This window comes from Dyella marensis (genome assembly GCF_900112865.1).
GTDB classification, from domain to species: domain Bacteria; phylum Pseudomonadota; class Gammaproteobacteria; order Xanthomonadales; family Rhodanobacteraceae; genus Dyella_D; species Dyella_D marensis_A.
This window is the reverse complement of record NZ_FONH01000023.1, coordinates 1-26461: the sequence shown is the minus strand read 5'-3', so window position 1 is coordinate 26461 and position 26461 is coordinate 1. Positions and strand designations below refer to the sequence as shown.

Annotated in this window: 21 protein-coding genes and 1 rRNA gene; 9 read left to right on the top strand and 13 right to left on the bottom strand. The window is 67.1% G+C overall.

Annotated elements, in window-relative coordinates:
- Positions 1-731: 731 nt before the first annotated feature.
- The 4 genes from BM172_RS19610 to BM172_RS22600 all read right to left on the bottom strand — a co-directional run bounded on the left by BM172_RS19610 (position 732) and on the right by BM172_RS22600 (position 3303).
- On the bottom strand, positions 732-1295 hold the full coding sequence (locus BM172_RS19610; protein ID WP_026633339.1) for a DNA-3-methyladenine glycosylase I: 564 nt from the start codon (positions 1293-1295) through the stop codon (positions 732-734).
- A gap of 70 nt (positions 1296-1365) precedes the next feature.
- Positions 1366-2109, bottom strand: coding sequence for an MHYT domain-containing protein (locus BM172_RS19605; RefSeq protein ID WP_035322238.1), 744 nt, complete (start codon positions 2107-2109; stop codon positions 1366-1368).
- 118 nt (positions 2110-2227) lie between these two features.
- Positions 2228-2983 (bottom strand): hypothetical protein, encoded by a 756-nt coding sequence (locus tag BM172_RS19600; protein WP_231504099.1) that lies wholly within the window; start codon positions 2981-2983, stop codon positions 2228-2230.
- A gap of 158 nt (positions 2984-3141) precedes the next feature.
- Complete coding sequence (locus BM172_RS22600; RefSeq protein WP_177218844.1) at positions 3142-3303, bottom strand: hypothetical protein; 162 nt, start codon at positions 3301-3303, stop codon at positions 3142-3144.
- Between BM172_RS22600 and BM172_RS19595 the strand changes: the two genes are divergently transcribed.
- Positions 3290-4138, top strand: coding sequence for a DMT family transporter (locus BM172_RS19595; protein WP_231504098.1), 849 nt, complete (start codon positions 3290-3292; stop codon positions 4136-4138). The two genes, BM172_RS22600 and BM172_RS19595, sit on opposite strands and share 14 nt — an antisense overlap.
- A gap of 160 nt (positions 4139-4298) precedes the next feature.
- On the opposite strand, the gene BM172_RS19590 is transcribed toward BM172_RS19595, so the two are convergent.
- Both BM172_RS19590 and BM172_RS19585 read right to left on the bottom strand, forming a co-directional pair.
- Positions 4299-5246 carry a pyridoxal-phosphate dependent enzyme gene (locus BM172_RS19590; RefSeq protein ID WP_026633335.1) on the bottom strand — a complete coding sequence of 316 codons (948 nt, stop codon included), beginning with the start codon at positions 5244-5246 and terminating at the stop codon, positions 4299-4301.
- The gene (locus BM172_RS19585; protein WP_081804987.1) at positions 5243-6283 is read right to left on the bottom strand and encodes an aldose 1-epimerase; all 1041 of its coding nucleotides are present in this window, start codon (positions 6281-6283) and stop codon (positions 5243-5245) included. Before BM172_RS19585 ends, BM172_RS19590 begins: the two co-directional genes overlap by 4 nt.
- Before the next feature lie 67 nt (positions 6284-6350).
- On the opposite strand from BM172_RS19585, the gene pepN reads away from it, so the two are divergent.
- The gene (gene pepN, locus BM172_RS19580) at positions 6351-9002 is read left to right on the top strand and encodes an aminopeptidase N (RefSeq protein ID WP_026633334.1); all 2652 of its coding nucleotides are present in this window, start codon (positions 6351-6353) and stop codon (positions 9000-9002) included.
- Between the two features lie 21 nt (positions 9003-9023).
- Here the strand turns inward: pepN and BM172_RS19575 are convergent, their stop codons facing one another.
- Complete coding sequence (locus BM172_RS19575) at positions 9024-9209, bottom strand: hypothetical protein (protein ID WP_026633333.1); 186 nt, start codon at positions 9207-9209, stop codon at positions 9024-9026.
- Positions 9210-9796: 587 nt separating this feature from the next.
- Between BM172_RS19575 and mnmG the strand changes: the two genes are divergently transcribed.
- The 4 genes from mnmG to BM172_RS19555 all read left to right on the top strand — a co-directional run bounded on the left by mnmG (position 9797) and on the right by BM172_RS19555 (position 16958).
- Positions 9797-11671: a tRNA uridine-5-carboxymethylaminomethyl(34) synthesis enzyme MnmG gene (gene mnmG / locus BM172_RS19570; RefSeq protein ID WP_026633332.1), complete on the top strand. Its 1875-nt coding sequence runs from the start codon at positions 9797-9799 to the stop codon at positions 11669-11671.
- An 83-nt stretch (positions 11672-11754) separates the two neighbouring features.
- Positions 11755-12522 (top strand): RDD family protein, encoded by a 768-nt coding sequence (locus BM172_RS19565; protein ID WP_026633331.1) that lies wholly within the window; start codon positions 11755-11757, stop codon positions 12520-12522.
- Between the two features lie 130 nt (positions 12523-12652).
- Positions 12653-14992 carry a Tex family protein gene (locus tag BM172_RS19560; protein WP_026633330.1) on the top strand — a complete coding sequence of 780 codons (2340 nt, stop codon included), beginning with the start codon at positions 12653-12655 and terminating at the stop codon, positions 14990-14992.
- A gap of 121 nt (positions 14993-15113) precedes the next feature.
- Positions 15114-16958, top strand: coding sequence for an autotransporter outer membrane beta-barrel domain-containing protein (locus tag BM172_RS19555; protein ID WP_026633329.1), 1845 nt, complete (start codon positions 15114-15116; stop codon positions 16956-16958).
- Positions 16959-17051: 93 nt separating this feature from the next.
- On the opposite strand, the gene BM172_RS19550 is transcribed toward BM172_RS19555, so the two are convergent.
- Complete coding sequence (locus tag BM172_RS19550; RefSeq protein ID WP_026633328.1) at positions 17052-17930, bottom strand: YbaY family lipoprotein; 879 nt, start codon at positions 17928-17930, stop codon at positions 17052-17054.
- 595 nt (positions 17931-18525) lie between these two features.
- Here BM172_RS19550 and BM172_RS19545 point away from each other — a divergent pair.
- Positions 18526-19092, top strand: a complete 567-nt coding sequence (locus BM172_RS19545) for a helix-turn-helix domain-containing protein (RefSeq protein ID WP_035322235.1) — start codon at positions 18526-18528, stop codon at positions 19090-19092.
- A 78-nt stretch (positions 19093-19170) separates the two neighbouring features.
- Here BM172_RS19545 and glyS read toward each other — a convergent pair whose 3' ends face one another.
- Positions 19171-21318: a glycine--tRNA ligase subunit beta gene (gene glyS / locus BM172_RS19540; RefSeq protein ID WP_026633326.1), complete on the bottom strand. Its 2148-nt coding sequence runs from the start codon at positions 21316-21318 to the stop codon at positions 19171-19173.
- Positions 21315-22235, bottom strand: a complete 921-nt coding sequence (glyQ, locus tag BM172_RS19535) for a glycine--tRNA ligase subunit alpha (RefSeq protein WP_026633325.1) — start codon at positions 22233-22235, stop codon at positions 21315-21317. Before glyQ ends, glyS begins: the two co-directional genes overlap by 4 nt.
- Positions 22236-22328: 93 nt before the next feature.
- Here glyQ and BM172_RS19530 point away from each other — a divergent pair, with 93 nt between their 5' ends.
- Together BM172_RS19530 and BM172_RS19525 are read left to right on the top strand one after the other, a co-directional pair.
- Positions 22329-24149: a type IV pilus assembly ATPase TfpB gene (locus tag BM172_RS19530; RefSeq protein WP_026633324.1), complete on the top strand. Its 1821-nt coding sequence runs from the start codon at positions 22329-22331 to the stop codon at positions 24147-24149.
- Between the two features lie 16 nt (positions 24150-24165).
- Positions 24166-24891 (top strand): glutamine amidotransferase, encoded by a 726-nt coding sequence (locus BM172_RS19525; RefSeq protein WP_026633323.1) that lies wholly within the window; start codon positions 24166-24168, stop codon positions 24889-24891.
- A gap of 3 nt (positions 24892-24894) precedes the next feature.
- Here the strand turns inward: BM172_RS19525 and BM172_RS19520 are convergent, their stop codons facing one another.
- The 3 genes from BM172_RS19520 to rrf form a co-directional block, all read right to left on the bottom strand.
- On the bottom strand, positions 24895-25221 hold the full coding sequence (locus BM172_RS19520) for a DUF1820 family protein (protein ID WP_026633322.1): 327 nt from the start codon (positions 25219-25221) through the stop codon (positions 24895-24897).
- A gap of 9 nt (positions 25222-25230) precedes the next feature.
- A complete protein-coding gene (locus tag BM172_RS19515) occupies positions 25231-25914 on the bottom strand; it encodes a rhomboid family intramembrane serine protease (RefSeq protein ID WP_026633321.1) in 684 nt (227 codons plus the stop codon).
- 295 nt (positions 25915-26209) lie between these two features.
- A 5S ribosomal RNA gene (gene rrf, locus BM172_RS19510) occupies positions 26210-26322 on the bottom strand.
- Between the last annotated feature and the right edge of the window lie 139 nt (positions 26323-26461).

The window sequence follows — 26461 nt, the reverse complement described above, 5'->3', positions numbered from 1 at the left end:
TGCATGGGCGGTCGGGCGGCTCGATGGCGAAACAGGGGGAACGCTCGCGCGGTTTTCGGCGTCGCACGCGGCTACGTGCCGGGTAGGACGGCTCGGAAAAATCTAATGAGGCTTTCCGCGAAAAACGCGCTGGCGCGCTTCGTCAGCCGTGTCCGCGTGGTAGGCGGACGGCCCGGCGGGGCGGTGGGGGTGTCGCCGAGGGGATCGGCGGGCGGGCGGGTGCCGTATGATCTGGCTTAGCCATGATCGACTCCGTCTCAGTTGGTGATGGTTAGCGGGTCAGGGGTGTTCGTTGCACCCTTGGCCCGCGACTCTCACGGCATTGCTGCCGTGGTTGTCCGCGATGGGACTCGAAGCACTCCGCGGACAACGCGAATCAAGCTAGCAAAGCAACTACCGGTTGTCTGTAGTTGCTCGCCTATATCAGCCGTTATTTCAGCGTAGTCCGGTGGCAAACCCCAAACCCGCGAAAACACCGTCATTCCGGCGCAGGCCGGAATCCAGTGACGGTATCGCTCGATGTTCGCGAAAAGCCTGCACGGATGGTCCGAAAATCCGGCATTCCCGCTACTGGATTCCGGCCTGCGCCGGAATGACGAGTGCGACGCATCGTGGCGGGGCGATGTTGGGGTTACAGGCTGCATCGGCAGCCCGCCCTTCGGGCCATCCGCTACGCGGATGTTCGCTACGGCATCCTGCCTTCGCAGTCGCCTGCGGCTCACCCCAACCTACTACCGGTGGCGGAAACAACTGACGATGTGATCGTCCACCATCCCGGTCGCCTGCATGAAGGCATAGCAGATGGTGGTACCGACGAAGCGGAAGCCGCGCTTCTTCAGGTCCTTGCTCATGCGATCGGAGACCAGCGTGCTCGCCGGCACCTGGCTGCGGTCGCGCCAGCGGTTCTTCACCGGCCTGCCGTCGACGAACGACCACAGATGCGCGTCCAGGCTGCCAATCTCCTCGATCAACTTCAGCGCCGCCTGCGCATTGCCGCGCGTGGCGGAGATCTTCAGGCGATTGCGCACGATGCCCGGATCGAGCATCAGCTTGTCCAGCTCGCGGTCTTTCATCGCCGCCACGCGTGCGATGTCGAAATCGTGGAACACCTCGCGGTAGCGCTCGCGCTTGGCCAGCACGGTGCGCCACGACAGGCCCGCCTGCGCGCCTTCCAGGATCAGGCATTCGAACAGCAGGCGATCGTCGTGCAACGGCACGCCCCACTCGCTGTCGTGGTAGTCGCGCTCGATCTCGCTGCCGTCGGCCCAGGCGCAGCGGGTGAGAGGCTTGGCCATGCGTGGTGCTCCCGAAGGGAGGCGCAGCATAACGGGAACGGGGAGCATCGTGCTCCCCGTTGCGATGCGCTCAGATGGTGATCGCCTCGCGCCGCCTCTGGCGCATGTGGTTGAGCACCAGCACCACCACCAGCAGCACCAGCGCCACGGCGAAGATGCTCACGCCGAGGTTGTCGCCGCGCAGGCCGGCGGCGTAGCCGGCGGGCAGCTGGCTGCCGTTGTCTTCGAGGTTGACCGCGGCCATGCCGGTGTAGTGCATGCCGCACACGGCGATGCCCATCACCAGCGCGCTGCCGACCATCTGCGCCATGCCGCGCAGGTTGAAGGCCAGCCACAGCGCGGCGATCGAGGCGACGATGGCGATCAGCACCGACAGCGCCACGATGCTCACGTCATAAGTGATGAAGGCGCCCATCAGCACCGCGGTCATGCCCAGGTAGTGCATGCCGGCGACGCCCAGGCCCATGCACACGCCGGCGGCGACCAGCTTGGGCCAGTTGAAGCTGCCGCTGCCGGCGATGCCCAGGCCGAGCGAACAGGCCGCGAAAGCGAGTACGGCGGAGAGCGAGGTGCGCGCCAGGTCGTAGGTCACCGGCATGCCCATGTCGCAGGCGAGCATGGCGATGAAATGCATCGCCCAGATCGCGCCCACGCCCATCGCCGCGCCAGCGGCGAGGATCGCGGCGGTGCGCTGGCGGCTGCTGTGCGCCGCCGGAATGCCCACCGCCAGTTGCAGCGCCGTGTACGAACCCAGCACCGAGATCAGATACGAAAGAACGATCAGCATCCAGTTGTAGCTTTGATGCGCAGCCATGGCACTTCTCCTGATGTCACGTGGAAATGGGAAACGTCCTTTCGCCGGCGCGTGCGCGCCGGTGGTCACTGCCATGGGTCCGGGCCGGGACCGGTCCCCCCTGCCTACTGCGAATTCGTCAGTGCGAGATTTCGAGAATGCAGCTCGCCGCGCCGTGGCTGCGGCAGAACAGGTTGCGTACGAACACGGTCTGCGGTTCCACCGAACCGCCCAGCACGCCTTCGAGATAGCCGCTGTAGAAGCGGCAGCCGGACTGGCTGCCCGGCGAGCACAACGGACTGTTCTGGATCAGCAGCTGGCCGTCGCGCCAGTCCACCGTGGCCAGTTCGCGCAGGGCCGGCACGCCGATGCGCTTGATCGCATCGGGCAGATTGAGCTTGGCGCCCATCGCATAGTTGCGCTTGTATACCCATGCGCCGGTGCGGCGCCCCGCCAGATGCAGCGAGGCCTCGCGCGCATCGGCGGGCACCGCATGCTCCAGGTTGCGCAGCCAGGGATAGATCTTCGGGTAGTCGCGCGCCAGCTGCGGCAGCGTGCTTTCCACCTGGTGTATGTCGGGCCCGGAGCCTTGCGTCGACGGCATGGGTGCGGGTGCGGGTGCGGTGACGGGCGCCGGTACGGGTGCGGACGCCGCCGGCGTCATCGCGGGCCGGCCCTCGGCGACCCCCGCTTCGAAGCTCAGCACGCGACTATGCGTGGCGAGCGCTTCCTCCATCGCGAGCTGCTTGTCGGCCGGGCCGCGCACGATCATGGTCAGCCAGGTACCCCGGCTGTCCTGGGACAAACGTTGCCGCATCAAGGAGAAACCATAGGCCACGACGATGCGGCCGAGTTCCACCAGCAATCCTTCGCGGCGGTCCGAAAGGACCTGCATCTCCAGCTCGATCATCTTTCCCCCTGTGGTCGATGCTGGTTTCAATTGTGAACGGCAACATGAGTCATGCGATCCAGGCAAAATGTGATGTCTTTCTAGAAACCTGCATTGCGCCTCGCATTCAATGACCGGTTCGGCCTGCGCTCTACACACGACATTCACGCAAACGCGTTTTTGCGCGCCGATCCCTCTGTAAGCTTGCGCTTCGCTGACTTCTTCTCATCCATGCCGCGCGTCGTGCGCGGCGAAATAATTTGCGCAGGCCCCATGTCTTCGAATGCTTCCCGACGCGGCGCGATCGCCGCGATGCTCGTCACCATCCTGATCTGGGCCTACAGCTGGGTGGTGATGAAGCAGGTGCTGCAGCATGCGGGTCCGTTCCAATTCTCCGCGCTGCGCTACACGCTGGGCGCGCTGGTGTTGTTCGGCGCCTTGCTGGCGATGCGGCAGTCGCTACGTCCGCCGCCGCTGCTTCCCACCGCCTTGATCGGCCTGTGCCAGACCGCGGCGTTCCAGGGCCTGGGGCAATGGGCGCTGGTCGAAGGCGGCGCCGGACGCGTCGCGCTGCTCGCCTACACCATGCCGTTCTGGGCGGTGCTGCTGGCCTGGGTGGTGTTGCACGAGAAGCCCACGCCGCGGCATTGGGCGGGCCTGGCGCTCGCCGCGCTGGGCCTGGTCTGCATCATCGAACCGTGGCGCGGCCTGGGTTCCGGCGGCAGCACGCTGCTGGCGATCGGCGCGGGCGCGGCGTGGGCGATGGGCACGGTGTTGAGCAAGCGCATGTTCAAGCTGCATCGGCCGACGCCGCTCAATCTCACGGCGTGGCAGATGCTGTTCGGCGCGCTGGGGTTGTGCGTGGTTGCGCTGCTGGTGCCGCAGCGTCCCATCGAATGGACCTGGGGCTTGATCGCCGGTCTCGCCTACAGCGTGGTGCTCGCCTCAAGCGTGGCGTGGGGCTTGTGGCTGCTGGTGCTGCAGCGATTGCCCACCGCGGTGGCGAGTCTGTCCAGTCTTGGCGTGCCGATCGTCAGCGTGCTGCTGGCATGGGCGATCCTGCACGAGCAGCCGTCGGCGATGGAGTGGATGGGCATCGCGCTGGTGCTGGCGGGGTTACTCGCAGTGAGCGGCCTGCGCTTCAAGAAAACGCCGGCGTAGGTTGGGGTGAGCCGAAGGCGACTGCGAAGGCAGGATGCCGTAGCGAACATCCGCGTAGCGGATGGCCCGAAGGGCGGGCTGCCGATGCAGCCTGTAACCCCAACAGGCCCCGCACATGGTCGCAACGTTGGGGTTCGCCTGCGGCTCACCCCAACCTACGCTACCAAGGCAGGGCGTCGAGATCGACGTTGCCGCCGGTCAGCACCAGGCCGACGCGGCGGCCGGCGAAGTGCTCGGCTTGCTTGAGCACCGCGGCGAGCACGGTGGCGCTGGACACTTCGACCACCAGTTTCAATTCGCGCCACAGCAGCTTCATCGCCGCGATGGTTTCCTCGTCGCTGACCGTGATCACCTGGGTGCGATGCGTGCGCAAGGCGTCGAAGTTCGGTGCGCCGATCAAGGTGCGCAGGCCATCGCACAGCGTGTCCGCCTGGAACGGTTCGACGCGCGCTCCCTGTGCCAGCGAGCGCGCCGCGTCGTCGGCGCCAGTCGGCTCGGCGCCGTACATCGCCAGCTCCGGCTTCAAGCCATGCGCGGCGATCGCACAGCCGGCGGCCAGGCCGCCGCCGCCGACCGGCGTAATCAGCGCATCCAGTCCTTCCACCTGGCGCATCAGCTCCAGCACCAGCGTGCCCTGCCCGGCCATCACGCGCGCATCGGCATAGGGATGCACCAGCTCCGCACCGGTCTGGCGCTGCAGCTCGGCAGTCATCGCCTCGCGTGCGGCCGTGGTCGGCGCGCAGCGATGCAGCACGGCGCCAGCCTGCTCGATCGCTTCCAGCTTGGCGCGCACGGCACCCTCGGGCACCACCACGTGCGCGGCGATGCCACGCGTGGCGGCGGCCATTGCCAGCGCATTGCCGTGATTGCCGGAGGAGTGCGTGACCACGCCGCGCGCGGCCTGCGCATCGTCCAGCGACCACACCGCATTGCAGGCGCCGCGGAACTTGAAGGCGCCGCCGCGCTGCAGGTTTTCGCACTTGAAGTGCAGCTGCGCACCGGCCAGCGCATCCAGTCGCGCACTGCGCAGCACCGGCGTCACCGCTGCATAGGGAGCGATGCGCGCGGCGGCGTCGCGGATCTGGTCGAGGTCGGGCAACCCACTCATGGCAGTTCGATCTCCACGCCGCAGCGGAAGCGGCGTTCGGTTCCGGGTTCGAGGCGGATCGCGTCGAAGCAATCCGCCCGGTTGAAGGCATCGGCCCAGCTTTCCATCGGCTCCAGCGCCACCGAGCGGCGCACGTCGCGGGTGACGGTGTCGGCGGTAAAAGCCAGCATCACGCCGGACTCCTGCCACACCGCCAGGCCCAGGCCGCTGTCGGGATCGCGCAGATGCGTACGGGCGCGGCCGTCCTCGTCCAACCGCAGCTGCGCATAGGCGTGATTGATCTCGCGCACGCCGATCGGGCGCGGGCGGCGGAAATCCAGCGCGGGCTCTTCCTGCATCGGCACGTGCGCAGCAGCGCCGGGCAGCGGGATGTAGGCGGCATCGGTGCGCACGATGGTCCCGGCCGGGATCTGCAACTCCCAGCTGTCGACCGGCGCGTGGTCGAGGCGGAAGTACGGATGCCAACCGAAGAAGCACGGCGCCGCGCGCTCGCCGACGTTGCGCATGCTCGCTTCCAGGGTCAGGCCGTCGGCATCGAGCAGGTAGCTGATGCTCAGGTCGATCGCGAAGGGATAGCCAGGATGCACGTCCGGGCGGATCGCCGAGGTGCGGAACTCCGCCCGCGCACCCAGCTCGTCCGCGCCGAGCGCGGCGAGTTCGAAATCCACGCCGCGCACGAAGCCGTGCCGCGCCGCGCGCTGCGGGCCTTCGACGCCCGGCTGCAGATCGTGGCTCTCGCCGTCGAAGGTGTAGCGCGCATCGTCGATGCGGTTGGCGAACGGCACCATGATGGCGAAGCGCGAGCTGGGCCGGCTGTCCAGCTCGGCGGCGTCGCGGTAGCCGTCGGCCAGGTCCAGCGTGGCCGCGCCCAGGGTCTGCTCCAGACTGATCACGGTGGCGCCGCGGCGCGCGATGCGTACGCGGCGGCCGCGTGCGAAGTCTTCCAGCACCGCGATTTCGTGTGTCCCGACGCTGTCGCGTTCGGCGCCATAGGCAGCGCGTGGCTGATCCGATCTCGATTTGTCCTGACCCGGCATCGACTTGTCCTGATCCGAAAATGCCGCATGTTAGCCTGAACCGTCTCCGCAGCCTGCCAGATCCCCCATGAGCGCACGCGACCAGCTGTCCACGCCCACCATCCGCCTCAGCGACTATCGCGCGCCTGCCTGGCGCGTCGAACGCGTCGAGCTGGAATTCGAGCTGGGCATCGACGTCACCGAGGTCGCGTCCCGCCTGTTGCTGCGCCGCGATCGCGCGCAGGACGAGCCGCTGCGCCTGGACGGCGAGGGCCTGGAACTGCTTTCCATCGCACTGGACGGGCAGCCGTTGCCCGTCGACCGCTATCGCCAGACCGAGGCCGAGCTGGAAGTGGACGGCGCACGCGACGGCAGCGTGCTGGAAACGCGCGTGCGGCTGCGGCCCGCGCAGAATACCGCGCTGGAAGGCCTGTACCTGTCCGGCTCTCGCGACACCGGCTTCCTGCTCACGCAGTGCGAGGCGGAAGGTTTCCGCCATATCACGTTCTTTCACGATCGTCCGGATGTGCTGGCCCAGTACACGGTGACGCTGCGCGCGGACCGGTCGCGCTTTCCCGTGCTGCTGGCCGGCGGCAATCCCGATGGCGCGGGCGAGCTGGCCGATGGCCGCCATTGGGCGCGCTTCGTCGATCCGCATCCCAAGCCGAGTTATCTGTTTGCCATCGTGGCCGGACGGCTGGAGCGGATCGCGCGCGACTACCGCACCGCGGACGGGCGCGCGGTCAAGCTGGTGATCTGGTCCGAAGCCCATGTGATCGACCGCTGCGAGTACGCGATGGACGCGCTGGAGCGCTCGATGCGCTGGGACGAGCAGGCCTACGGGCGCAACTACGACCTGGACGTGTTCCACGTCGTCGCCACGCACGACTTCAATATGGGCGCGATGGAGAACAAGGGTCTCAACGTCTTCAACGCGAAATACCTGCTGGCCGATCCGGATTCGACCACCGACGACGAATACCGCGCGGTGGAGGCGGTGGTGGCACACGAGTACTTCCACAACTGGAGCGGCAACCGCGTCACTTGCCGCGACTGGTTCCAGCTGTCGCTGAAGGAAGGGCTCACCGTGTTCCGCGAGCAGCAGTTCTCGGCGGACATGAATTCGCCGGCGCTCAAGCGCATCGAGGATGTCGCGCTGCTGCGCCGCGCGCAGTTCCCGGAGGATGCCGGCCCGCTGGCGCACCCGGTACGACCGTCGCAGTACAGTGAGATCAACAACTTCTACACCGCGACGGTGTACGAGAAGGGTTCCGAACTGGTGCGCATGCTGGCCGGCAAGCTGGGACCGGACGGTTTCCGCCGCGGCATGGACCTGTACTTTGCGCACAACGACGGCCAGGCCGCGACGATCGAGGATTTCCTCGGCGCGCTGGGCGAGGCGAACGGCATCGATCTGTCGCCATACCTGGCCTGGTACGCGCAGGCCGGCACGCCGCGCCTGCGCGCGAGCGGTCGCTACGACGCAACGCGGCGCGAGTACGCGCTCACATTGACGCAACACACACCGCCCACGCCCGGGCAGGCGGAGAAGCGGGCCTTGCCGGTCCCGGTCAAGCTCGCGCTGTTCGCCCGCGATGGACACATGCTGCCGCTGCATGTCGATGGCCATCCGCGCTCGGGCGATACCGAGCTGGTGGTGGTGGCGGACAAGGCCGAGCAGCAGATCGTGTTCCGCGAGGTGGACGCCGAGCCGGTGCCGTCGCTGCTGCGTGGCTTCTCGGCGCCGGTGATTCTCGAAGGCATGGACGCGGCGGCCGACCTGGCGCTGCTGTTGCGCCACGATGCGGATGGCTTCAATCGCTGGCAGGCCGGGCAGCAGCTGGCCACCTGCGCCTACGAGACGTTGCGCGACCATGGCGGCGGCGGCGCGATCGACGCCTGGTGCGGCGCGCTCGCCGGGCTGTTCGCGGAAGACGGCATCGATCCCGCGCTGCTGGCCGAACTGATGACGCCGCCGGGCGAGGTGGAGCTGGCCGAGCGCGAGCGCGAAGCCGACCCGGAACGCATTCATGCGACGCGCCAGCAGCTGCAGCAGCGGCTGGCCGAACAATTGGGCGGCGAGGCGATCCTGTCTCGTTATCAGGCCCTGGCCAGGGAGACCAGCGCGGGGCTGGACGCCACCAGCCAGGCGCAGCGGCGGTTGAAGCGGCGCCTGCTGGAATTGCTTGCCCTGCTGGATACGCCGACCGCCCAGCTGCTGGCGGCGCAGCAGTACGAGCAAGCGCCCGGCATGACCGATCGCCTGGCCGCCCTGGCGGTGCTGGTGCGTAGCGATGCACCGCAGGCTGCCGGGGCGCTTGCACATTTCCGCCAGCGCTATGCGGACAATCCGCTCGCGCTGGACAAGTGGTTCAGCGTGCAGACCCAGCGCACGGGCGAGCCGGCGCTGGCGATCGTGCAGACGCTGGAGCGCGATGCGGCCTTTACGCTGAAGAATCCCAATCGGGTCAATTCGCTCTACGGCGCCTGGGCGCGCAACAACCCGTCAGGCTTCCATCGCACCGATGGCGCCGGCTACCGCCTGCTGGCGGAACGCCTGGCCGAGCTGGATGCGCTCAATCCGCAGATCGCCGCGCGGCTCGCCACCGTGCTCAACGGCTGGCGCCGGCTGGAACCGGTGCGGCGCGCACGCGCCAGGGAGGCGATTGCCGCGCTGGCGGAGCGGGAAGGTCTGTCGCGCAATCTGGCGGAAATCGTGCGCAGCATGCTGCACGAGTGAGCGCCTCGAGCCGGGGGCGCTTCAGACCAGCAGGTGGTCCAGTTCGCTGCGCAGGCGGTGCATGCGCGATTCCAGGCGGGGACGCAGCGAGCGGCGCTCGTCGTCGGCGCGGAGCTCCAGATGCTCCATCGCCATTTCGACGCGCCCCAGTTCGATCAGCAGATCGTGGTGCGGAAAGAACGCCTTGAAGTCGATGCTCATGTCCATGGCCCTGCCCCCTTGAAGCGCTACGGCGGGGAAGGCAAAGCAACCGGCGTGCCATCGTTTGTGATGTGCATCACTGATCGCGCGGCTCTACATCACGAAATTTCCGGGTGCGGATCGCGAAATGACGTAGTACGTCAGCTGCTGCCCTGATCCGGCACAAATTTCCGTTTTAGTCACCCCGTGTTCACGCATCAGGGGTAAATATCGACCTTACGACGAGGCGGCATCAGCCGCTTGCGCCCACCGCATTTACGGTTTCTGGCGCCCGGCAACACGGTCATCCTGGATTCCCCCTGTTCCTGAGACCGCCGGGCGCCAGATCTTAATCTGGTCGGACAAAGCCTTCCGGCAACAGAAAAAACGACGGCGCCCACTGGGCGCCGTCTTGCTTCCTCTCCCCGGCACGCGACCGAACCCCTGTCCGTTCGGCCTCTGTGCGCGTTTCCGCGCAACGTCTGCCCGGTGAAAGTGCACGGAAACAAAAGCAGGAACCGTGCCAGATAATCCGGCCGCCGCGCTAAGGCACTGACCGGGTTACCATATCGCCTTGTTCGTTCGCTTTCAGGCCCCGCAGGCGGTCTCTCACCATGCTTCACCCGACTCCCTACGACGTCATCGTGGTCGGCGGCGGCCACGCCGGCACCGAGGCTGCGCTCGCCGCGGCCCGCACCGGCGCGCGCACGCTGCTGCTCAGCCACAACATCGAGACCATCGGCCAGATGAGCTGCAATCCGGCCATCGGCGGCATCGGCAAGGGACACCTGGTCAAGGAGATCGACGCGCTGGGCGGCGCCATGGCGCGCGCCGCGGATCGCGCCGGCATCCAGTGGCGCACCCTCAACGCCTCCAAGGGCCCGGCCGTGCGCGCCACGCGCTGCCAGGCGGACCGCGCGCTGTACAAGGCGGCGATCCGCCGCATCGTGGAGACCCAGCCGAACCTCGAGCTGTTCCAGCAGGCAGTCGACGACCTGATCCTGGAAGGCGGCCGCGTCACCGGCGTGGTGACCCAGATGGGCCTGAGCTTTCGCGCGGGCGCCGTGGTGCTGACCGCCGGCACCTTCCTCGCCGGCAAGATCCATATCGGCCAGGCGCAGTACGCCGGCGGCCGCGCCGGCGATCCGCCGGCCACCACCCTGGCCCGGCGCCTGCGCGAGCTGCCGGTCGCGGCCGATCGCCTGAAGACCGGCACGCCGCCGCGCATCGACCTGCGCAGCATCGATTTCACCGGCCTGGAGGAACAGCCGGGCGACGACCCCGCCCCGGTGTTCTCCTACCTGGGCTCGCGCGACGAGCATCCGCGCCAGGTCAGCTGCTGGATCACCCACACCAGCGAGCGCACGCACGCGCTGATCCGCGGCGCGCTCGACCGCTCGCCGCTGTATACGGGCCAGATCGAAGGCGTCGGCCCGCGCTACTGCCCGTCGATCGAGGACAAGGTGGTGCGCTTCGCCGAGAAGTCCTCGCACCAGATCTTCATCGAGCCGGAAGGCCTGGATACCTTCGAGATCTACCCGAACGGCATTTCCACCTCCCTGCCCTACGACGTGCAGCTGGCGCTGGTGCATTCGATCAAGGGCTTCGAGCGCGCGCACATCACGCGCCCCGGCTATGCGATCGAGTACGACTATTTCGACCCGCGCGGCCTGCAGCCCTGGCTGGAAACCAAGGGCATTCCCGGCCTGTATTTCGCCGGCCAGATCAACGGCACCACCGGCTATGAAGAGGCCGGCGCGCAGGGCCTGATCGCCGGCCTCAACGCCGCGCTCGCCGTCCAGGGCAAGGCGCCCTGGTATCCGCGGCGCGACGAGGCCTACATCGGCGTGCTGATCGACGACCTGACCAGCAACGGCACCATCGAGCCCTACCGCATGTTCACCTCGCGCGCCGAGTACCGGCTGCACCTGCGCGAAGACAACGCCGACCTGCGCCTGACCGAGACCGGCCATGCCCTGGGCGTGGTGCCGCAGCAGCGTTTCGACGCGCTGCGCGCCAAGCGCGAGGCGGTGGAAACCGAGACGCAGCGCCTGCGCGGGCTGTGGGCCGCGCCGAATAACGCGCTGGGCGCGGCGATCGAGCGCCAGCTCGGCGTCGCGGTCAGCCGCGAGACGAATGCGCTGGACCTGCTGCGCCGCCCCGAACTCGACTACGCCCGTCTCGCCACGGTGACCGAGCTGGGTCCGGCGGTGACCGAAGCCGACGTCGCCGCCCAGGTCGAAGTGCAGGCCAAGTACGCCGGCTACCTGGAGCGCCAGCGCGAGGAGATCGAACGCCAGCGCCGCCACGAGCAGACCGCGATCCCCGCCGGTTTCGACTACGACAAGGTGCGCGGCCTCTCCGCCGAGGTCCTGCTCAAGCTCAAGCGCGCGCTGCCGCAGACCATCGGCCAGGCAGCCCGCATCAGCGGCGTTACCCCGGCGGCGATCTCGCTGCTGCTGGTGCATTTGAAGCGCCGCGCGGCCTGAACTCGCACCGGGCCTTGCGGGCGGACATGGCACCGTTTTCCGGGCGTGGCATGATGCGCGCTCCACCGACGGGAGCACGAATCATGGAAGTCTGGATCGGCCGGGATGGCGAACGACACGGCCCCTACACCGAAGCCGACGTGCGCGAATGGCTGCGCACCGGCAAGCTGAGCCCCGAAGACCTGGGCTGGTACCAGGGCATGGCGGAATGGAAGCCGCTGTCCGCGCTGTTTCCGGAAGCGCCCCCCGCGCTCGACCGCGTGTACTCGCCGCCGAAGGCACCGCTGCAGACCGCGCCCGACCGCGAGCGCTCGCTGGAGGACCACGCCGGCTTCTGGAAGCGCGTGCTGGCCTACCTGATCGACTGCGTGGTGCTGTGGATTCCCAACACCATCATCGCCCGCCTGATGGGCGCCAGCGCGGCGCAGGCGCTGCTGCTGCAGAACGCGCAGGGTGCCGATCCGCAAGCCGCCATGGCCGCCTATGGCGCGTTCTACAGCGCGATGATGCCGGCCCTGCTCATCCAGCTGGTGATCACCTGGCTGTACTTCGCCGTCTGCGAAAGCTCGGCCTGGCAGGCCACCTTGGGCAAGCTGGCGCTGGGCATCCGCGTGGTCGACCTGGACGGCAACCGGATCAGCTTCCTGCGCGCCACCGGCCGCCATTTCGCCAAGATCCTCAGCAGCCTGATCCTGCTGATCGGCTACGTGATGGTGGCGTTCACCCAGCGCAAGCAGGGCCTGCACGACATGATCGCCAGCACCCTGGTGCTGAACGGCCGCGGCAGCGAAGTCGACGATGCGAAATCGCCGCCGTCGAACGAGACGAACAAGGGTTCGTTCAACGCCTGATCCATCCACGCAGGGAACCCGGGCGTTCCCTGCGCCGCCTGGCAACTCCCCGGCACTTGTTATCATTCCACGCTCGACCGGCGCGGCGTGCCGCGCCCCTGTGCTTTTTCCAAGGAAACGTCAGTACCCCATGCTCAGCATCGAACATCGCATTGCCCAGGACATCGCCGCCAAACCGGACCAGGTCATCGCGGCAGTCGACCTGCTGGACGGCGGCGCCACCGTGCCGTTCATCGCGCGCTACCGCAAGGAGGCCACCGGCGGCCTCGACGACACGCAACTGCGCCTGCTGGAAGAGCGCCTGCGCTACCTGCGCGAGCTGGAAGAGCGGCGCGGCGCGATCCTCGCCAGCGTAGAAGAACAGGGCAAGCTCACCGATGCGTTGAAGCGCGACATCCTCGACGCCGACACCAAGGCGCGCCTGGAAGACCTGTACCTGCCGTACAAGCCCAAGCGCCGCACCAAGGCGCAGATCGCGCGCGAAGCGGGCCTCGAGCCGCTGGCGCTGGGCCTGCGCGAGGATCCCACGCAGGCGCCCGAGCTGTTCGCCGCGCAGTTCGTCGACGCGGAGAAGGGTGTGGCCGACGTGCGCGCCGCGCTCGACGGCGCACGCGCCATCCTGATGGAAACCATCGCCGAAGACGCCCACCTGGTGGGCGAGCTGCGCGACTGGCTGTGGGACAAGGGCCAGATCCGCGCCAAGGTGGTGGCGGGCAAGGAAAACGAAGGCGCGAAGTTCCGCGACTACTTCGACCACATGGAATCGATCGGCAAGATCCCCTCGCATCGCCTGCTGGCGCTGATGCGCGCGCGCAACGAGGGCGTGATCGAACTGGAACTGGCGCCCACCCTCGACGCCGAACAGGGCCATCTGGAAGGCGAGGGCCGTGTCGCCGCGCACGCCGGCATCCACGACCGCGGCCGCGCCGCCGACGCCTGGCTGCGCGAGACGGTGCGCCTGACCTGGCGCGTAAAGCTGCACCTGCACCTGACCCTGGACCTGTTCGGCCGCGTGCGCGAGAGCGCCGAGGACGAGGCGATCCGCGTGTTCGGCGACAACCTCAAGGACCTGATGCTGGCCGCGCCGGCCGGCGCCAGGACGGTGATGGGCCTGGACCCGGGCATCCGCACCGGCGTAAAGGTCGCGGTGGTCGACGCCACCGGCAAGGTGCTGGCCACCGACACCGTCTATCCGCACGAGCCACGCAACCAGTGGGACCAGTCCATCGCTCGGCTGGCGGTGCTGTGCAAGCAGCACGGCGTCAACCTGATCGCGATCGGCAACGGCACCGCCTCGCGCGAGACCGACAAGCTCGCCGGCGAGCTGATCAAGAAGCACGCGGACCTGAAGCTTTCGAAGATCGTGGTGAGCGAGGCCGGCGCCTCGGTGTATTCGGCGTCGGAAGTCGCGGCCAAGGAATTCCCGGAGATGGACGTGAGCCTGCGCGGCGCCGTGTCCATCGCGCGCCGCCTGCAGGATCCGCTGGCCGAGCTGGTGAAGATCGAGCCCAAGGCGATCGGCGTGGGCCAGTACCAGCACGACGTCAACCAGGTGAAGCTGGCGCGCGCGCTGGATGCCAAGGTCGAGGACTGCGTGAACGCGGTCGGCGTCGACGTCAACACGGCATCGGCCGCGCTGCTTTCGCGCGTGGCCGGCCTGTCGGCCAGCGTGGCGGAGAACGTGGTCAAGCACCGCGACGCCAACGGCCCGTTCGCCAATCGCATGGCCCTGCTGAAGGTGCCGCGCCTGGGCGACAAGGCCTTCGAGCAGTGCGCGGGCTTCCTGCGCATCCCCAACGGCGACAATCCGCTGGACGCCAGCTCGGTGCATCCGGAAGCCTATCCGGTGGTGGAGCGCATCATCGCCCAGTGCGGGCGCGAGGTGAAAAGCATCGTCGGCGACAGTTCGTTCCTGCGTGGCCTCAAGGCCGAGCAGTACACCGACGAACGCTTCGGCGTGCCGACCGTGCGCGACATCCTTAAAGAACTGGAGAAGCCGGGCCGCGATCCGCGCCCGGAGTTCGTCGCGCCGAGCTTCGCCGAAGGCGTGGAAGACCTGAAGGACCTGCGCCCCGGCATGATCCTCGAAGGCCGCGTCACCAACGTGGCCGCGTTCGGTGCCTTCGTCGACATCGGCGTGCACCAGGACGGCCTGGTGCACGTCTCCGCGCTGTCGCACACCTTCGTCAAGGATCCGCGCGATGCGGTGAAGGCCGGCGACATCGTCAAGGTCAAGGTGATGGAAGTGGACCTGCCGCGCCAGCGCATCGGCCTGTCCATGCGCCTGGACGACGAGCCCGGCCAGGCGCGCGCCGGCCGGCCGGCCGGCGGCGGCAACGAAGGTGGCCGCGGCGGTCCGCGCGACGGTCGCGGTCCGCGTCCCGGCGGCGGCGGTGGCGCGCCGAAGCCGGCACCGGCGCCGGCCAACAGTGCTTTCGCCGACGCGTTATCGCGCGCCATGAAGCGTTGAGGTTCGACTCTGTCGGGATATGCTGCGCTGCGATGCAGCGCAGCATGCGCTGACGTATGGGCATGCATTACCGTAACGCGCGAATAACAAAAGCCATCCCGGCTCAAGGAGCGTTACCGACATGCCCCGCATCCGCCATCTCGCCGGCGCCATCGCCGCCGGCCTGCTGTTCAGCACTGCCGCCGCCGCCACCGATTTCAGCAAGGTCGTGGTCATCGGCGACAGCCTCAGCGACGCCGGCAACATCGCCAAGCTGTCGGGTTCGCCGACCCCGCTGCGCTTCACCACCAACCCCGGCACCACCACGGCAGAGAACGTCGCCGCCGCGCTGAACCTGCCGGTGACCGCGTCGCTCTCGGGCGGCACCGACTACGCCTTCGGCGGCGCCGGCCTGCAGCACAACTCGCCGGGCACTCCGGCCGGCGTGCCGCTGCTGTCGCAGCAGTTCCAGATGTACCTGGCCGCCAACGGCGGCGCGGCCGACAGCAAGGCGCTCTACCAGGTCTGGGGCGGCGCCAACGACATCTTCTACCTGACCTCCAGCTCGACCAATCCGAACGTGCTGGCCGCCGGCGCCGCCGCCGCCGCGCAGACCGAAGTCGGCCTGATCGGCCAGATGCAGGCCGCCGGCGCCAAGTACGTGGTGGTCTACAACCTGCCCGACATCGGCAAGACCCCGTCCGGCCTGGCCGGCGGCGCGGCCGCTTCGGCCGGCGCGACGCAGCTGTCGCTCGCCTTCAACGGCGTGCTCAATGCGGGTATCACCCAGCTGAGCAACAACGGCCTCAACGTGATTCCGGTGAACACCTTCCAGCTGCTCAACGAGGTGATCGCCAATCCGTCGGCCTACGGCTTCACCAACGTCACCACGCCGGCCTGTAACGGCAGCTCGGTGCAGTGCGGCCCGGCCGGTTCCGGCCTGCCCTACAGCTATGCCGCGGGCACCAACAACACCTACCTGTTCGCCGACGGTGTGCATCCGACCACCGCGGCCCACGCCATGCTGGGCCAGTACGTGGTGTCGCTGATCCAGGCACCGGGCCAGATCTCCATGCTCGGCGAAGCGCCGCTGGCCGCCGCCTCGGCGCAGACCCGCGCCATCCGCAACGAGATGATGGCCGACGCGATGGGCAGCGATACGCGCTTCTTCGCCAACGTCGACTACGCCCACCAGCGTTTCGACGAGCAGAGCAGCTCGCCCAAGACCACCAGCAACAACGTCAACCTGACCGTCGGCGCCGACGTGCGCGCCAGCGAGCACATCTCGATGGGCGTGGCGCTGGGCATCGGCCAGCACAACGCCGATTTCGCCGGTGGCGGCGGCTACAAGCTGCAGGACATCAGCGGCCTGGGCTACCTGACCTATCACAACGGCGGCGGCTACATCGGCGGCTACCTGAACTACGCGCAGTCGAACTTCACCGACATCGAGCGCCGCATCCAGCTCGGTGCGATGTCGCGCAGCGAGAGCGGCAAGGCCGACGGCAACCGCCTCGGCGGCGGCGCCACCGGCGGCTGGTGGTTCAACTTCGATACGCTGCGCACCGGTCCGTTCGCCACGGTCGAGTGGCAGACCGTCAAGGTCAACGGCTACACCGAAGGCGGCAACGACAGCACCACCATGTGGTTCGGACGCCAGCAGCGCGATGCGCTGATCTCCACCCTCGGCTGGCGCCTGCAGGGTCATTGGCAGGCCGGCGGCATGATGCTGGCGCCGTACGCCGAGGTGGCCTGGAACCACGACAGCAAGGCCGACCCGCGCAGCGTCACCGCCGGCGTGGTCAGCATGCCCGGCCAGTTCGCCCTCACCGGTTTCCTGCCGGACAAGACCTGGGGCACCGCCGACGTGGGCGTGTCCGCCCAGTTCAGCGAGAGCGTGACCGGCTGGGTCGGCTACAGCGGCCGCTTCGGCGACGACAGCCAGAAGTACAACAGCGTGAACCTGGGCGTGAAAGTCGGCTTCTGAGCCGGCTTTTTCCACGCCAGTTTTTCCTGGGCCCAAAGAAAAAGCCGTCCGCGCGAGCGGACGGCTTTTTTCATGCCCGGATGACGCCGGGGCTTACTTGTTCTTGCCGTTGGTAGCCAGGCTGAGGATGCTGGTGGCCTGCTTCTGCAGGCTGGCGGCTTCCTCATCGGCCAGCGCATCGGTCTTGCTGCCGGCCTGTTCCTGCTTCAGCACCAGGGCGCCGTCGGCGTTCCAGCCGGCGCGCTCGGTCGAATTGGGCTTGGCGTCCTTGCTGGACTTCTTCTGCTGCACCACGACCCACGGCTTGCCGTCCTTGTAGGCATAGTCGGTATTGGTGAAGCCCTTGTCGCCGTAGTCGACCTGCTCGCGGATGAACTTCACTTCGCCCGCTTCGCGGAACACCTGCCAGCCGCGCGAGACCTTGTCTTCCAGCTTGGTGCCGCTGGTGATCTTCATGCCGCCGATCTGCTTCTGCACCGCGGTGAACGCGGCCAGTTCCTTCTCGCCGGGGGTCTGCTCGCCGACCAGCTGGATCGACACCTGGCTGCCGGCGCCCTTGGTCAGCACCGGCGTCTGCAGCGGCGCGGTGTAGCGGCGATCGCCGTCGGTCAGCACGGCCTGCACGATATACATGCTGTTCGGATTCACGTCGGCCGGATTGAATTCCAGCTCGAACGACTGCGGCAGGCTGGCCACCGGATCGATGGTCTTGCTGGCCAGCGGCGTGCCCTCCTGGGACGGATCGAGCAGCTTCAGCTCCAGCTTCGCCTGCGGCGAGACCTGCGAGCTGGCGTCGCGCAGCGCAACCGTGCCGCTGACCGCATTGGCCTTGGTCGGCTGCTGCTGGCCAGGCGCGGAAGCGGCCGGTGCGGATTCGCCGCCAGCCGTCGTGGGCTGCGAGGAATCAGAAGAATTGCAGCCGGCGAGAGCCAGCGCTGCTACCGACATCAGCGACCAAACCAACCTGCGCATGTGAAACCTCAATCGAATGAATCCTAAGGAACAGGGCGCGAAACCCCTGGCGCCAGGCGCCATACGGAATATTTCGCGGGGGAGGTTTCAAGCATACCGGAAAAATAAGCACCCAGAAAAGTCAATAGGAGCTTTGCCTAGCATACGGTTGCGAAGGGAGACATCTACCGTAGTCCAACGCTGAATGACGGTGTTTGGACGTCCATAAAGGACTGGTTAAAAACAAGATTCCTCTCCGTAGGCCGGCCCAGGCAGTTGCTCGAATTCCTGATCGATAGTTGCTTTTCGGTAAAGAAATAGCGGGTTCGCAGCAGCATCGCCGGCGCATGTCCAGGGGGTCGCTCGATGCACGACCGGCAAGGTCACCCAGCCCCCGGCAAATTCCTATAGCCGGCGCGTATTCCAGATCGACACTCGTGCGTTTCTCCCCGATCGGAGTCCGGCTTTCTTACGGATTCTTATCGAAAAAAATTACGAGCAGGGATAAAAATGGCCCGTTGTGACTCCTTCCAGCGCGTTTTTTTCCCCGGAACGTAAGCGTCTCGAAAGACATTTGAGTAAAAGTCAACTGCCAGATCGCCTAGGAGCACACCTGATGGCTACGCAAATAACTACGACGCCGCCGAGCGCGGGAACCTTCGCCGACCGCATCAAGGTGCTGATCCAGCGAGTGGGCAGCGTGACCGAGATCGCGCGAATGTGCGGTTTCTCCGAGGGCGTCGTGCGTAGCTGGCGGGACGGCAATACCGATCCTTCCCGCGCCCGCTGCGTGACCCTGGCCAAGACCATGGGGATTTCCCTGGTGTGGCTGGTGGCCGGCGAGGGTTCGATGATCCAGTCCGAGGCGATCACCTCCGGCGAGGAGCTCGGCACCGAGACCTCCCTGACCCAGCGCCAGCGCACCAAGCTGCGCACGGCCGCCGACACCCTGCACGCCAGCGGCGTGGCGATGGATCCGAACCGCCTGAATACGGCACTGCGCATCCTGCAGTCCGAGCTGGACCTGGCCGACAGCAATCTATCGCTGGCGGACAATGCGGATCTGCTGGCCGACCTCTACGAGATTCTCGGCCCGGGCGGCAACGACGTGGACGCGGCGGCGATGGTGGCTTTCAACCACCGCCTCGGCGACCGCCTCAAGCGCGATCGGCAAATCGCTTAACGCAGCATCGGAAACGAAAACGGCAGCCACCAGGCTGCCGTTTTCGTTTAGTACCGACGACGCTGCCCCGATCGAGGCTCAGAGCCTCGCGATGTCGGCGATGGCGGTGAACTGCGCCTGCAACTGGCCCAGCAAGGCCAGGCGATTGGCGCGCACCGCGGGATTCTCCGCATTCACCAGCACGCCATCGAAGAACGCATCGACCGGCGCCTGCAGCTGCGCCAGGCGCGTCAGCACCGCGGTGTAGTCGCCGGCCTGCAGCGCGCCGGCCGTGTCCGACCTGGCGGCGGCCAGCGCCGACGCCAGTGCACGCTCGACATCGGCTTCGAAATGCGCGGGATCGACTGCGCCCGGCAGCGCCGGCGCACCCGCCTCTTCCGCCTGCTTGCGCAGGATGTTGGCGACGCGCTTGTTGGCGGCGGCCAGGCTCAGCGCTTCCGGCCGGCGGCCGAACTCCGCCACCGCACGCAGGCGGCGATCGAAATCCGCCAGCGATGCCGGCGCCACCGCCAGCACCGCTTCGAACTGCTCGCCATTGAAACCCTGCTCGGCGTAATAGCCGCGCAGGCGTTCGATCACGAAGTCGTACAGCTCCTCGACCAGCGCCGCGCGGCGCTTGCCGGCATCCAGCGTGGGCGCCTTGCCGTCCTTGCCCGGCTTGAGGCCGGCGGCGAGGGCCGCGTCAGGGATCAGTTCCAGCGCCTCGGTGAAGCTGGCCTTGAGATCCAGTTCCAGCCCGCCTTCCACCAGTGTGCGCGCCAGGCCCAGCGCGGCACGGCGCAGCGCGAACGGATCCTTGTTGCCGCTGGGCTTGAGGCCTACCGCGAAGATGCCGGCGAGGGTGTCCAGGCGCTCGGCCACGGCCAGCACCTGGCCGACCTTGCCCGCGGCAATGGCGTCGCCGGCGAAACGGGGCTGGTAGTAGCTGTCGAGTGCGGCGGCCACCTCGGCCGTTTCGCCGTGATGGGTGGCGTAGTAGCGACCCATCACGCCCTGCAGCTCGGGGAACTCGCCGACCATGCGGGTCAGCAGATCGCACTTGCTCAGCGCCGCAGCGCGGGTCGCCTGGCCGGCGTCGACCTCGACGCGATTGGCCACGATGCGCGCCAGCTCCGCCACGCGCACGCTCTTGTCCCACAGGCTGCCCAGCGACTGCTGGTAGGTGACGTTCTTCAGCTGGTCCTGGTAGCCGGCCAGCGGCGTCTTCAGGTCCTCGTCCCAGAAGAACTTTGCGTCGGCGAAGCGCGGGCGGATCACGCGCTCGTAGCCCTTGCGGATCTCGGCCGGGTCCTTGCTCTCGATATTGGCGATGCCGATGAAGTGCTCGGTCAACTTGCCGTTGGCGTCGAACACCGGCACGAACTTCTGGTTGGTCTCCATGGTGGTGACCAGGGCTTCCGGCGGCACCGCCAGGAAGTCCCGCTCGAAGGTGCAGGCGATCGCGGACGGCCATTCGGTGAGGTTGGCGATCTCGTCGAGCAGCGCGTCGTCCAGCTGCGGCAGGCCGCCGGTCTGCGCGGCTGCCTTGGCGACCTCGGCGCGGATGCGCTGGCGGCGCTCGGCCGGATCGGCCAGCACCTTCGCGGCCTGCATCGAGTCCAGCCAGCTGTCGGCATCGGCGACATGGATCGGATGCGGATGCAGGAAGCGGTGGCCGCGCGACTTGCGGCCGCTCTTTAGGCCCAGCGCCTCGCCTTCGATGATGTCGGCGCCGTGCAGCATCACCAGCCAGTGGGCCGGACGCACGAAGCTGTAGTCGTGATCGCCCCAGCGCATCGGCTTGGGAATGGGCAGGCCCTTGAGCGTTTCGTCGAGGATCTCAGGCAACAACGCGGCCAGCGGCTGGCCGGGCTTCACGGCGCGGAACACGAACCAGGCGCCCTTGTCGGTCTCCAGCTTTTCCAGCTGTTCGACGGTGACACCGCAGGACTGCGCGAAACCCTGCAGCGCCTTGCTCGGGTTGCCTTCGGCATCGAGCGAGGCATTCACCGCGGGACCGCGGCGCTCGATGGCCTGCTCCGGCTGCTGCGCGGCGACCTGCGGGATATGGACGGCCAGACGGCGCGGCGAGGCGAACGTGCGCGCCAGGTCCAGGCCGGCTTCCACGCCGCGCTTGGCCAGACCGTCGCAGATGCCGCGCTGGAAAGCGGCGGCAAGCTCGTCGAGCGCCTTGGGCGGCAGTTCTTCCGTGCCCAGCTCGATCAGCAGTGACTTGGCGGCGCTCATGCAGCCTGCTCCTTGGACGGCTTGTGGTTTTTCTTCAGGCCCGGGAAGCCGAGCTTTTCGCGCTGCGCGACGTAGGTTTCGGCCACCGCGCGGGCCAGCGTGCGCACGCGCAGGATGTAGCGCTGGCGCTCGGTCACGCTGATCGCACGACGCGCGTCGAGCAGATTGAAGGTGTGACTGGCCTTCATCACTTGCTCATAGGCCGGCAGCGGCAGGCCGGCGGCGATCAGCTTGTTGGCCTCGCCCTCGCACACGTCGAACCAGCGCAGCAGCTCAGGCACGTTGGCGTGCTGGAAGTTGTAGGTGCTCTGCTCGACTTCGTTCTGGTGGAACACGTCGCCGTAGGTGACGGTGCCGTGCGGGCTTTCGGTCCATACCAGGTCGTAGACGTTGTCCACGTTCTGCAGGTACATGGCCAGGCGCTCCAGGCCGTAGGTGATCTCGCCGGTGACCGGCTTGCACTCCAGGCCGCCGGCCTGCTGGAAATAGGTGAACTGGGTGACTTCCATGCCGTTGAGCCAGACCTCCCAGCCCAGGCCCCAGGCGCCCAGCGTGGGCGATTCCCAGTTGTCCTCGACGAAGCGCAGGTCGTGCACCAGCGGGTCCAGGCCCAGCTCCTTGAGCGAGCCGATGTACAGCTCGAGGATATTGTCCGGATTGGGCTTCATCACCACCTGGTACTGGTAGTAATGCTGCAGGCGGTTGGGGTTTTCGCCATAGCGGCCGTCGGTGGGACGGCGCGAAGGCTGCACGTAGGCCGCGGCCCAGGGCTCCGGGCCCAGCGAGCGCAGGAAGGTGGCGGGATGGAACGTGCCGGCGCCGACCTCGGTATCGAGCGGCTGCAGCAACACGCAACCCTGCGCCGCCCAGTAGCGGTTGAGGGTCTGAATCACATCCTGGAAGGTACGTGCGGACATGGCTTTCCGTGACCTGGAATAAAGCGGGTTAGTATACCGGCGCGCTATGCTCCTGGCCTGATCGCGCGCAGAAAACCGAGGGGAATCCAACGCATGGCCGCCTCACCGCAAATCGCTTCCCTGCTCGGCCGGCGCGGCAAGCTCACGCTCGACGACGTGCTGGCCGCCCTGGTCGTGGACGGTTTCGTCCAGGCCGAGGACGCCAAGAACGTGCGCATGGGCAACCGCAGCGGCCGCTCCTCGGTAGAGCTGCATCCGCTGGTGCTGATCGCCAACGCCAAGCTGGCCAACCAGCGCGATCCGGGCCGCCCGCTCAGCCTGGAAGTCCTGACCGAGTGGCTGGCGACCCACGCGGGGCTGCCGTATCTGAAGATCGACCCGATGAAGATCAACGTGGCGGCGGTGACCCAGGTGGTCAGCAGTGCCTACGCCACGCGCCACCGCATCCTGCCGGTGGCAGCTTCGCCCGGCGAGGTGACCTTCGCCACCTGCGAACCGTTCGATCCGAGCTGGGCCGCCGACCTGTCGCACATGATCCGCCGCGACGTGAAGCGGGTGGTCTCCAATCCGCTGGACATCAATCGCTACCTGCTCGAGTTCTACGGCGTGCAGCGCTCGATCCAGCTGGCGCAGGATGCCAAGACGAGCGGCTACGATTCCTCGGCGATCCTCAATTTCGAGCAGCTGGTCGAGCTGGGCAAGAGCGGCGAAGTCGGCGCGGACGACCGCCACGTCGTGCACATCGTCGACTGGCTGCTGCAGTACGCGTTCGAGCAGCGCGCCTCCGACATCCATCTGGAGCCGCGGCGCGAAGCCGGGCTGATGCGCTTTCGCATCGACGGCGTGATGCACAAGGTGTTCGAGCTGCCGCCGCCGGTGATGACGGCGGTGACCGCGCGCATCAAGATCCTGTCGCGCATGGACGTGGCCGAGAAGCGCCGCCCGCAGGACGGCCGCATCAAGACGCGCTCCTCCGGCGGCCGCGAGGTGGAACTGCGTATTTCCACCATGCCGACCGCGTTCGGCGAGAAGGTGGTGATGCGTATCTTCGATCCGGATATCGTCGCGAAGGATTTCTCGCAGCTGGGTTTTTCGGCGGAGGAAGGCGCTCTGTGGCGCAGCATGGTGGAGCGTCCGCACGGCATCGTGCTGGTGACCGGCCCCACCGGTTCGGGCAAGACCACCACGCTGTATTCCACGTTGAAGCACCTGGCCACGCCGGAGCTCAACGTGTGCACGGTGGAGGATCCGATCGAGATGGTCTCGCCGGAACTCAATCAGATGCAGGTGCAGACTTCGATCGATCTGGACTTCGCCGCGGGCGTGCGCACGCTGCTGCGCCAGGATCCGGACATCATCATGGTCGGCGAGATCCGCGACCTCGAAACCGCGCAGATGGCCGTGCAGGCGTCGCTGACCGGCCATCTGGTGCTGTCGACGCTGCACACCAACGACGCGCCCAGCGCGGTGACGCGCCTGCTCGATCTGGGCGTGCCGCATTACCTGATCCAGTCGACGCTGACCGGGGTGGTGGCGCAGCGCCTGGTGCGCACTTTGTGCCCGCATTGCAAACAGGCCACGGAGCAGGAGCCGCACGAATGGACGGCACTGACCCATGGCTGGTCGGTGCCGCTACCGGAGACCGTGTTCAAGCCGGTGGGTTGCCTGGAGTGCCGCAATACCGGCTTCATGGGGCGCACCGGCATCTATGAGATGATGATTCTGTCACCGCGCTTGCGTGGCCTGTTGTCTTCGCAGCTGGATCTGGGCCGCTTCGGCACCGCGGCCCTGGCCGAGGGCATGCGGCCCTTGCGCATTTCGGCGGCGGCGCAGGTGGCACGCGGACTGACCACGGTGAAGGAAGTGCTGACCGTGCTGCCGCCGATCGAACTGCCGGAAGGCCATTCCCACTGAAGCACGTTCTGTCTCGATGAAGCCTGTCCTGATCATCCGCACCGGCCGCGCGCCGGATCCGATTCGCGCTCGCCATGGCGACTTTCCACATTGGTTCCGCCTGGGTGCGCAGCTGGCGCCGGAGCGGGTGCGCGTCATCGACGTGGCGGCGGGCGAGGCGCTACCGGCGCCCGGCGATGTAGCGGGCGCATTGATTACCGGCTCTGCCGCGATGGTCACGGAGCGCGCCGCGTGGAGCGAACGCACCGCTGGATGGATCAGGGACGCAATGGATGCGGAACTGCCGCTGTTCGGCGTCTGCTACGGGCATCAGCTGATGGCGCATGCGCTGGGCGGGCGGGTGGACTATCTGCCTGGCGGTCGCGAGATCGGCACGATGCTGATCCAGGTGGCGGAGCAGGCCAGGCACGATCCGATGGCGGCCGCGTTGCCGGTGGCATTCCGTGCGCATACCACGCACGAGCAGAGCGTGCTGGAGTTGCCGAAGGGAGCCACGGTGCTCGCCGGGTCGGCGCGCGATCCGCATCATCTGCTGCGCTATGGCAAGAACGCGGTGAGCGTGCAGTTCCATCCGGAGTTCAATGCGGATGTGATGCGCGCATACATTCATCGCAAGCGTGCGGATATGCATCGCGAAGGCTTCGATCCGCACCATACGTTCCGCCAGGTGGCGCCGACGCCGATCGCGCGGAGGTTGCTGCGGCATTTTTCCCGCCATCACGGCATGGCGGCGTATCGCTGACGATCAGCGGCCGCCGCGTGGCGGCATCGGGAAAGGCGTCACTTTCTGGCCGTCGCTGGCGTCGCGGATGGCGAGCGAACCTTTGCGGTCGACTTCTTCGACGCGGATGATGGCCTGCATCGGCAGGTGCAGCACGCGTGTGTCCTTGAACTCCTCGCGCAGCTTTTCTTCAGTCGGATCGACCACGATGCCCTCGCCGGCCGGCTCGAACACCAGTTCGCCGACTTCGGTGAACCCCCAGAGCGCACTGGAAGCCACGTGCCTGGCGTAGAGCTCGTAGCTCTTGCCCAGGTGCAGGAAGGTCACCTTGTAGAGTTTCTTGTTGCGCATCGGCATAGTTTATCCGCGCATGCGGCGGACGACGGCCTGGCGGGACAGCAGCGCGTAGACGACGCCGAACAGGAAGCCGGCGATGTGCGTCCACCATACGACGGCGCCATAGCTGGGGCCGGCATAGCTGAAGAGCAATTGCAGCAGCACCCAGATGCCGATGAGCAGGAAGGCCGGGACGCGGACGAACTCCAGGTAGAGGCCGAGCGGGAGCACCAGGCCCAGGCGTTCGCGCGGAAACAGCGCGATATAGGCGCCGAGCACGGCAGACACCGCGCCGCTGCAGCCGATGATGGGCGAGTGCACGCCGGCGAGCGAAAGCGCGCCGACCAGGTTGGCGACGATGCCGCCCAGCAGGAAGAGCAGGAAAAAACGAGTGGAACCCAGGGTGCGTTCGGAAGGGAGTCCGAAGATCACCAGGAACAGCATATTGCCCAGCACATGCAGCCAGGCCACATGGATGAAGAGCGCAGTGACCAGGCGCAGCAGCGAGGGGTCATGCAACTGGGCGAGGATGGGTTCCTTCGCATCGAAGATATTGGCCGGCACCGTGCCCCATTCGAGCAGCAGGGACAGGCGCTGGCGCGGCGGCAGTACGGCCAGGCCGATGAAGCTCAGGACGCAGAGCAGCACGAGCAACATGGTCACCCATGGCGTGCCCTGGCGGCGGCGGGTTTCGACTTGGACGAACACGCGGTGATCCCCCGATTGGCGCATGGTCCCTGAGGCCTCGAATCATAGGCCAAGCGTGTGTTGCGTATTGGCGTTTCCGCTTGCCGTCTGGTGCGGCAAGTGGATTGAACAGTCCAAACGGCTATAAGAGTTGGGCCTATCGATAATCGCCCATTGAGGCGCTTGTTAATCGCGCCGTCTTAATGCCGAGAGGAATATCGAATGAATCGCGGTGTTTATGCGGAGCTAATGGTGGCGCTATGTTTCAGGCAAGAAAAAACCCTCACCGGAGGGTGAGGGTTTTTAAGGATAAAGCCCCTGGCGATGACCTACTCTTGCATAGCAAGCTACACTACCATCGGCGCAGCTGCGTTTCACTGCCGAGTTCGGGATGGGATCGGGTGGGGCCACAGCGCTATCGTCGCCAGGGAAGGGGTGGGGGCAGCGCAGATTGGTGCGCCAAGCCCCGCAAAGGGGTAAACGAGTGACAAGCGTTTGGTGAATCGGGATGTTCGCTAAGGATTACGTGCGAAGCGTCTTGGGGTTATATGGTCAAGCCGCACGGCTC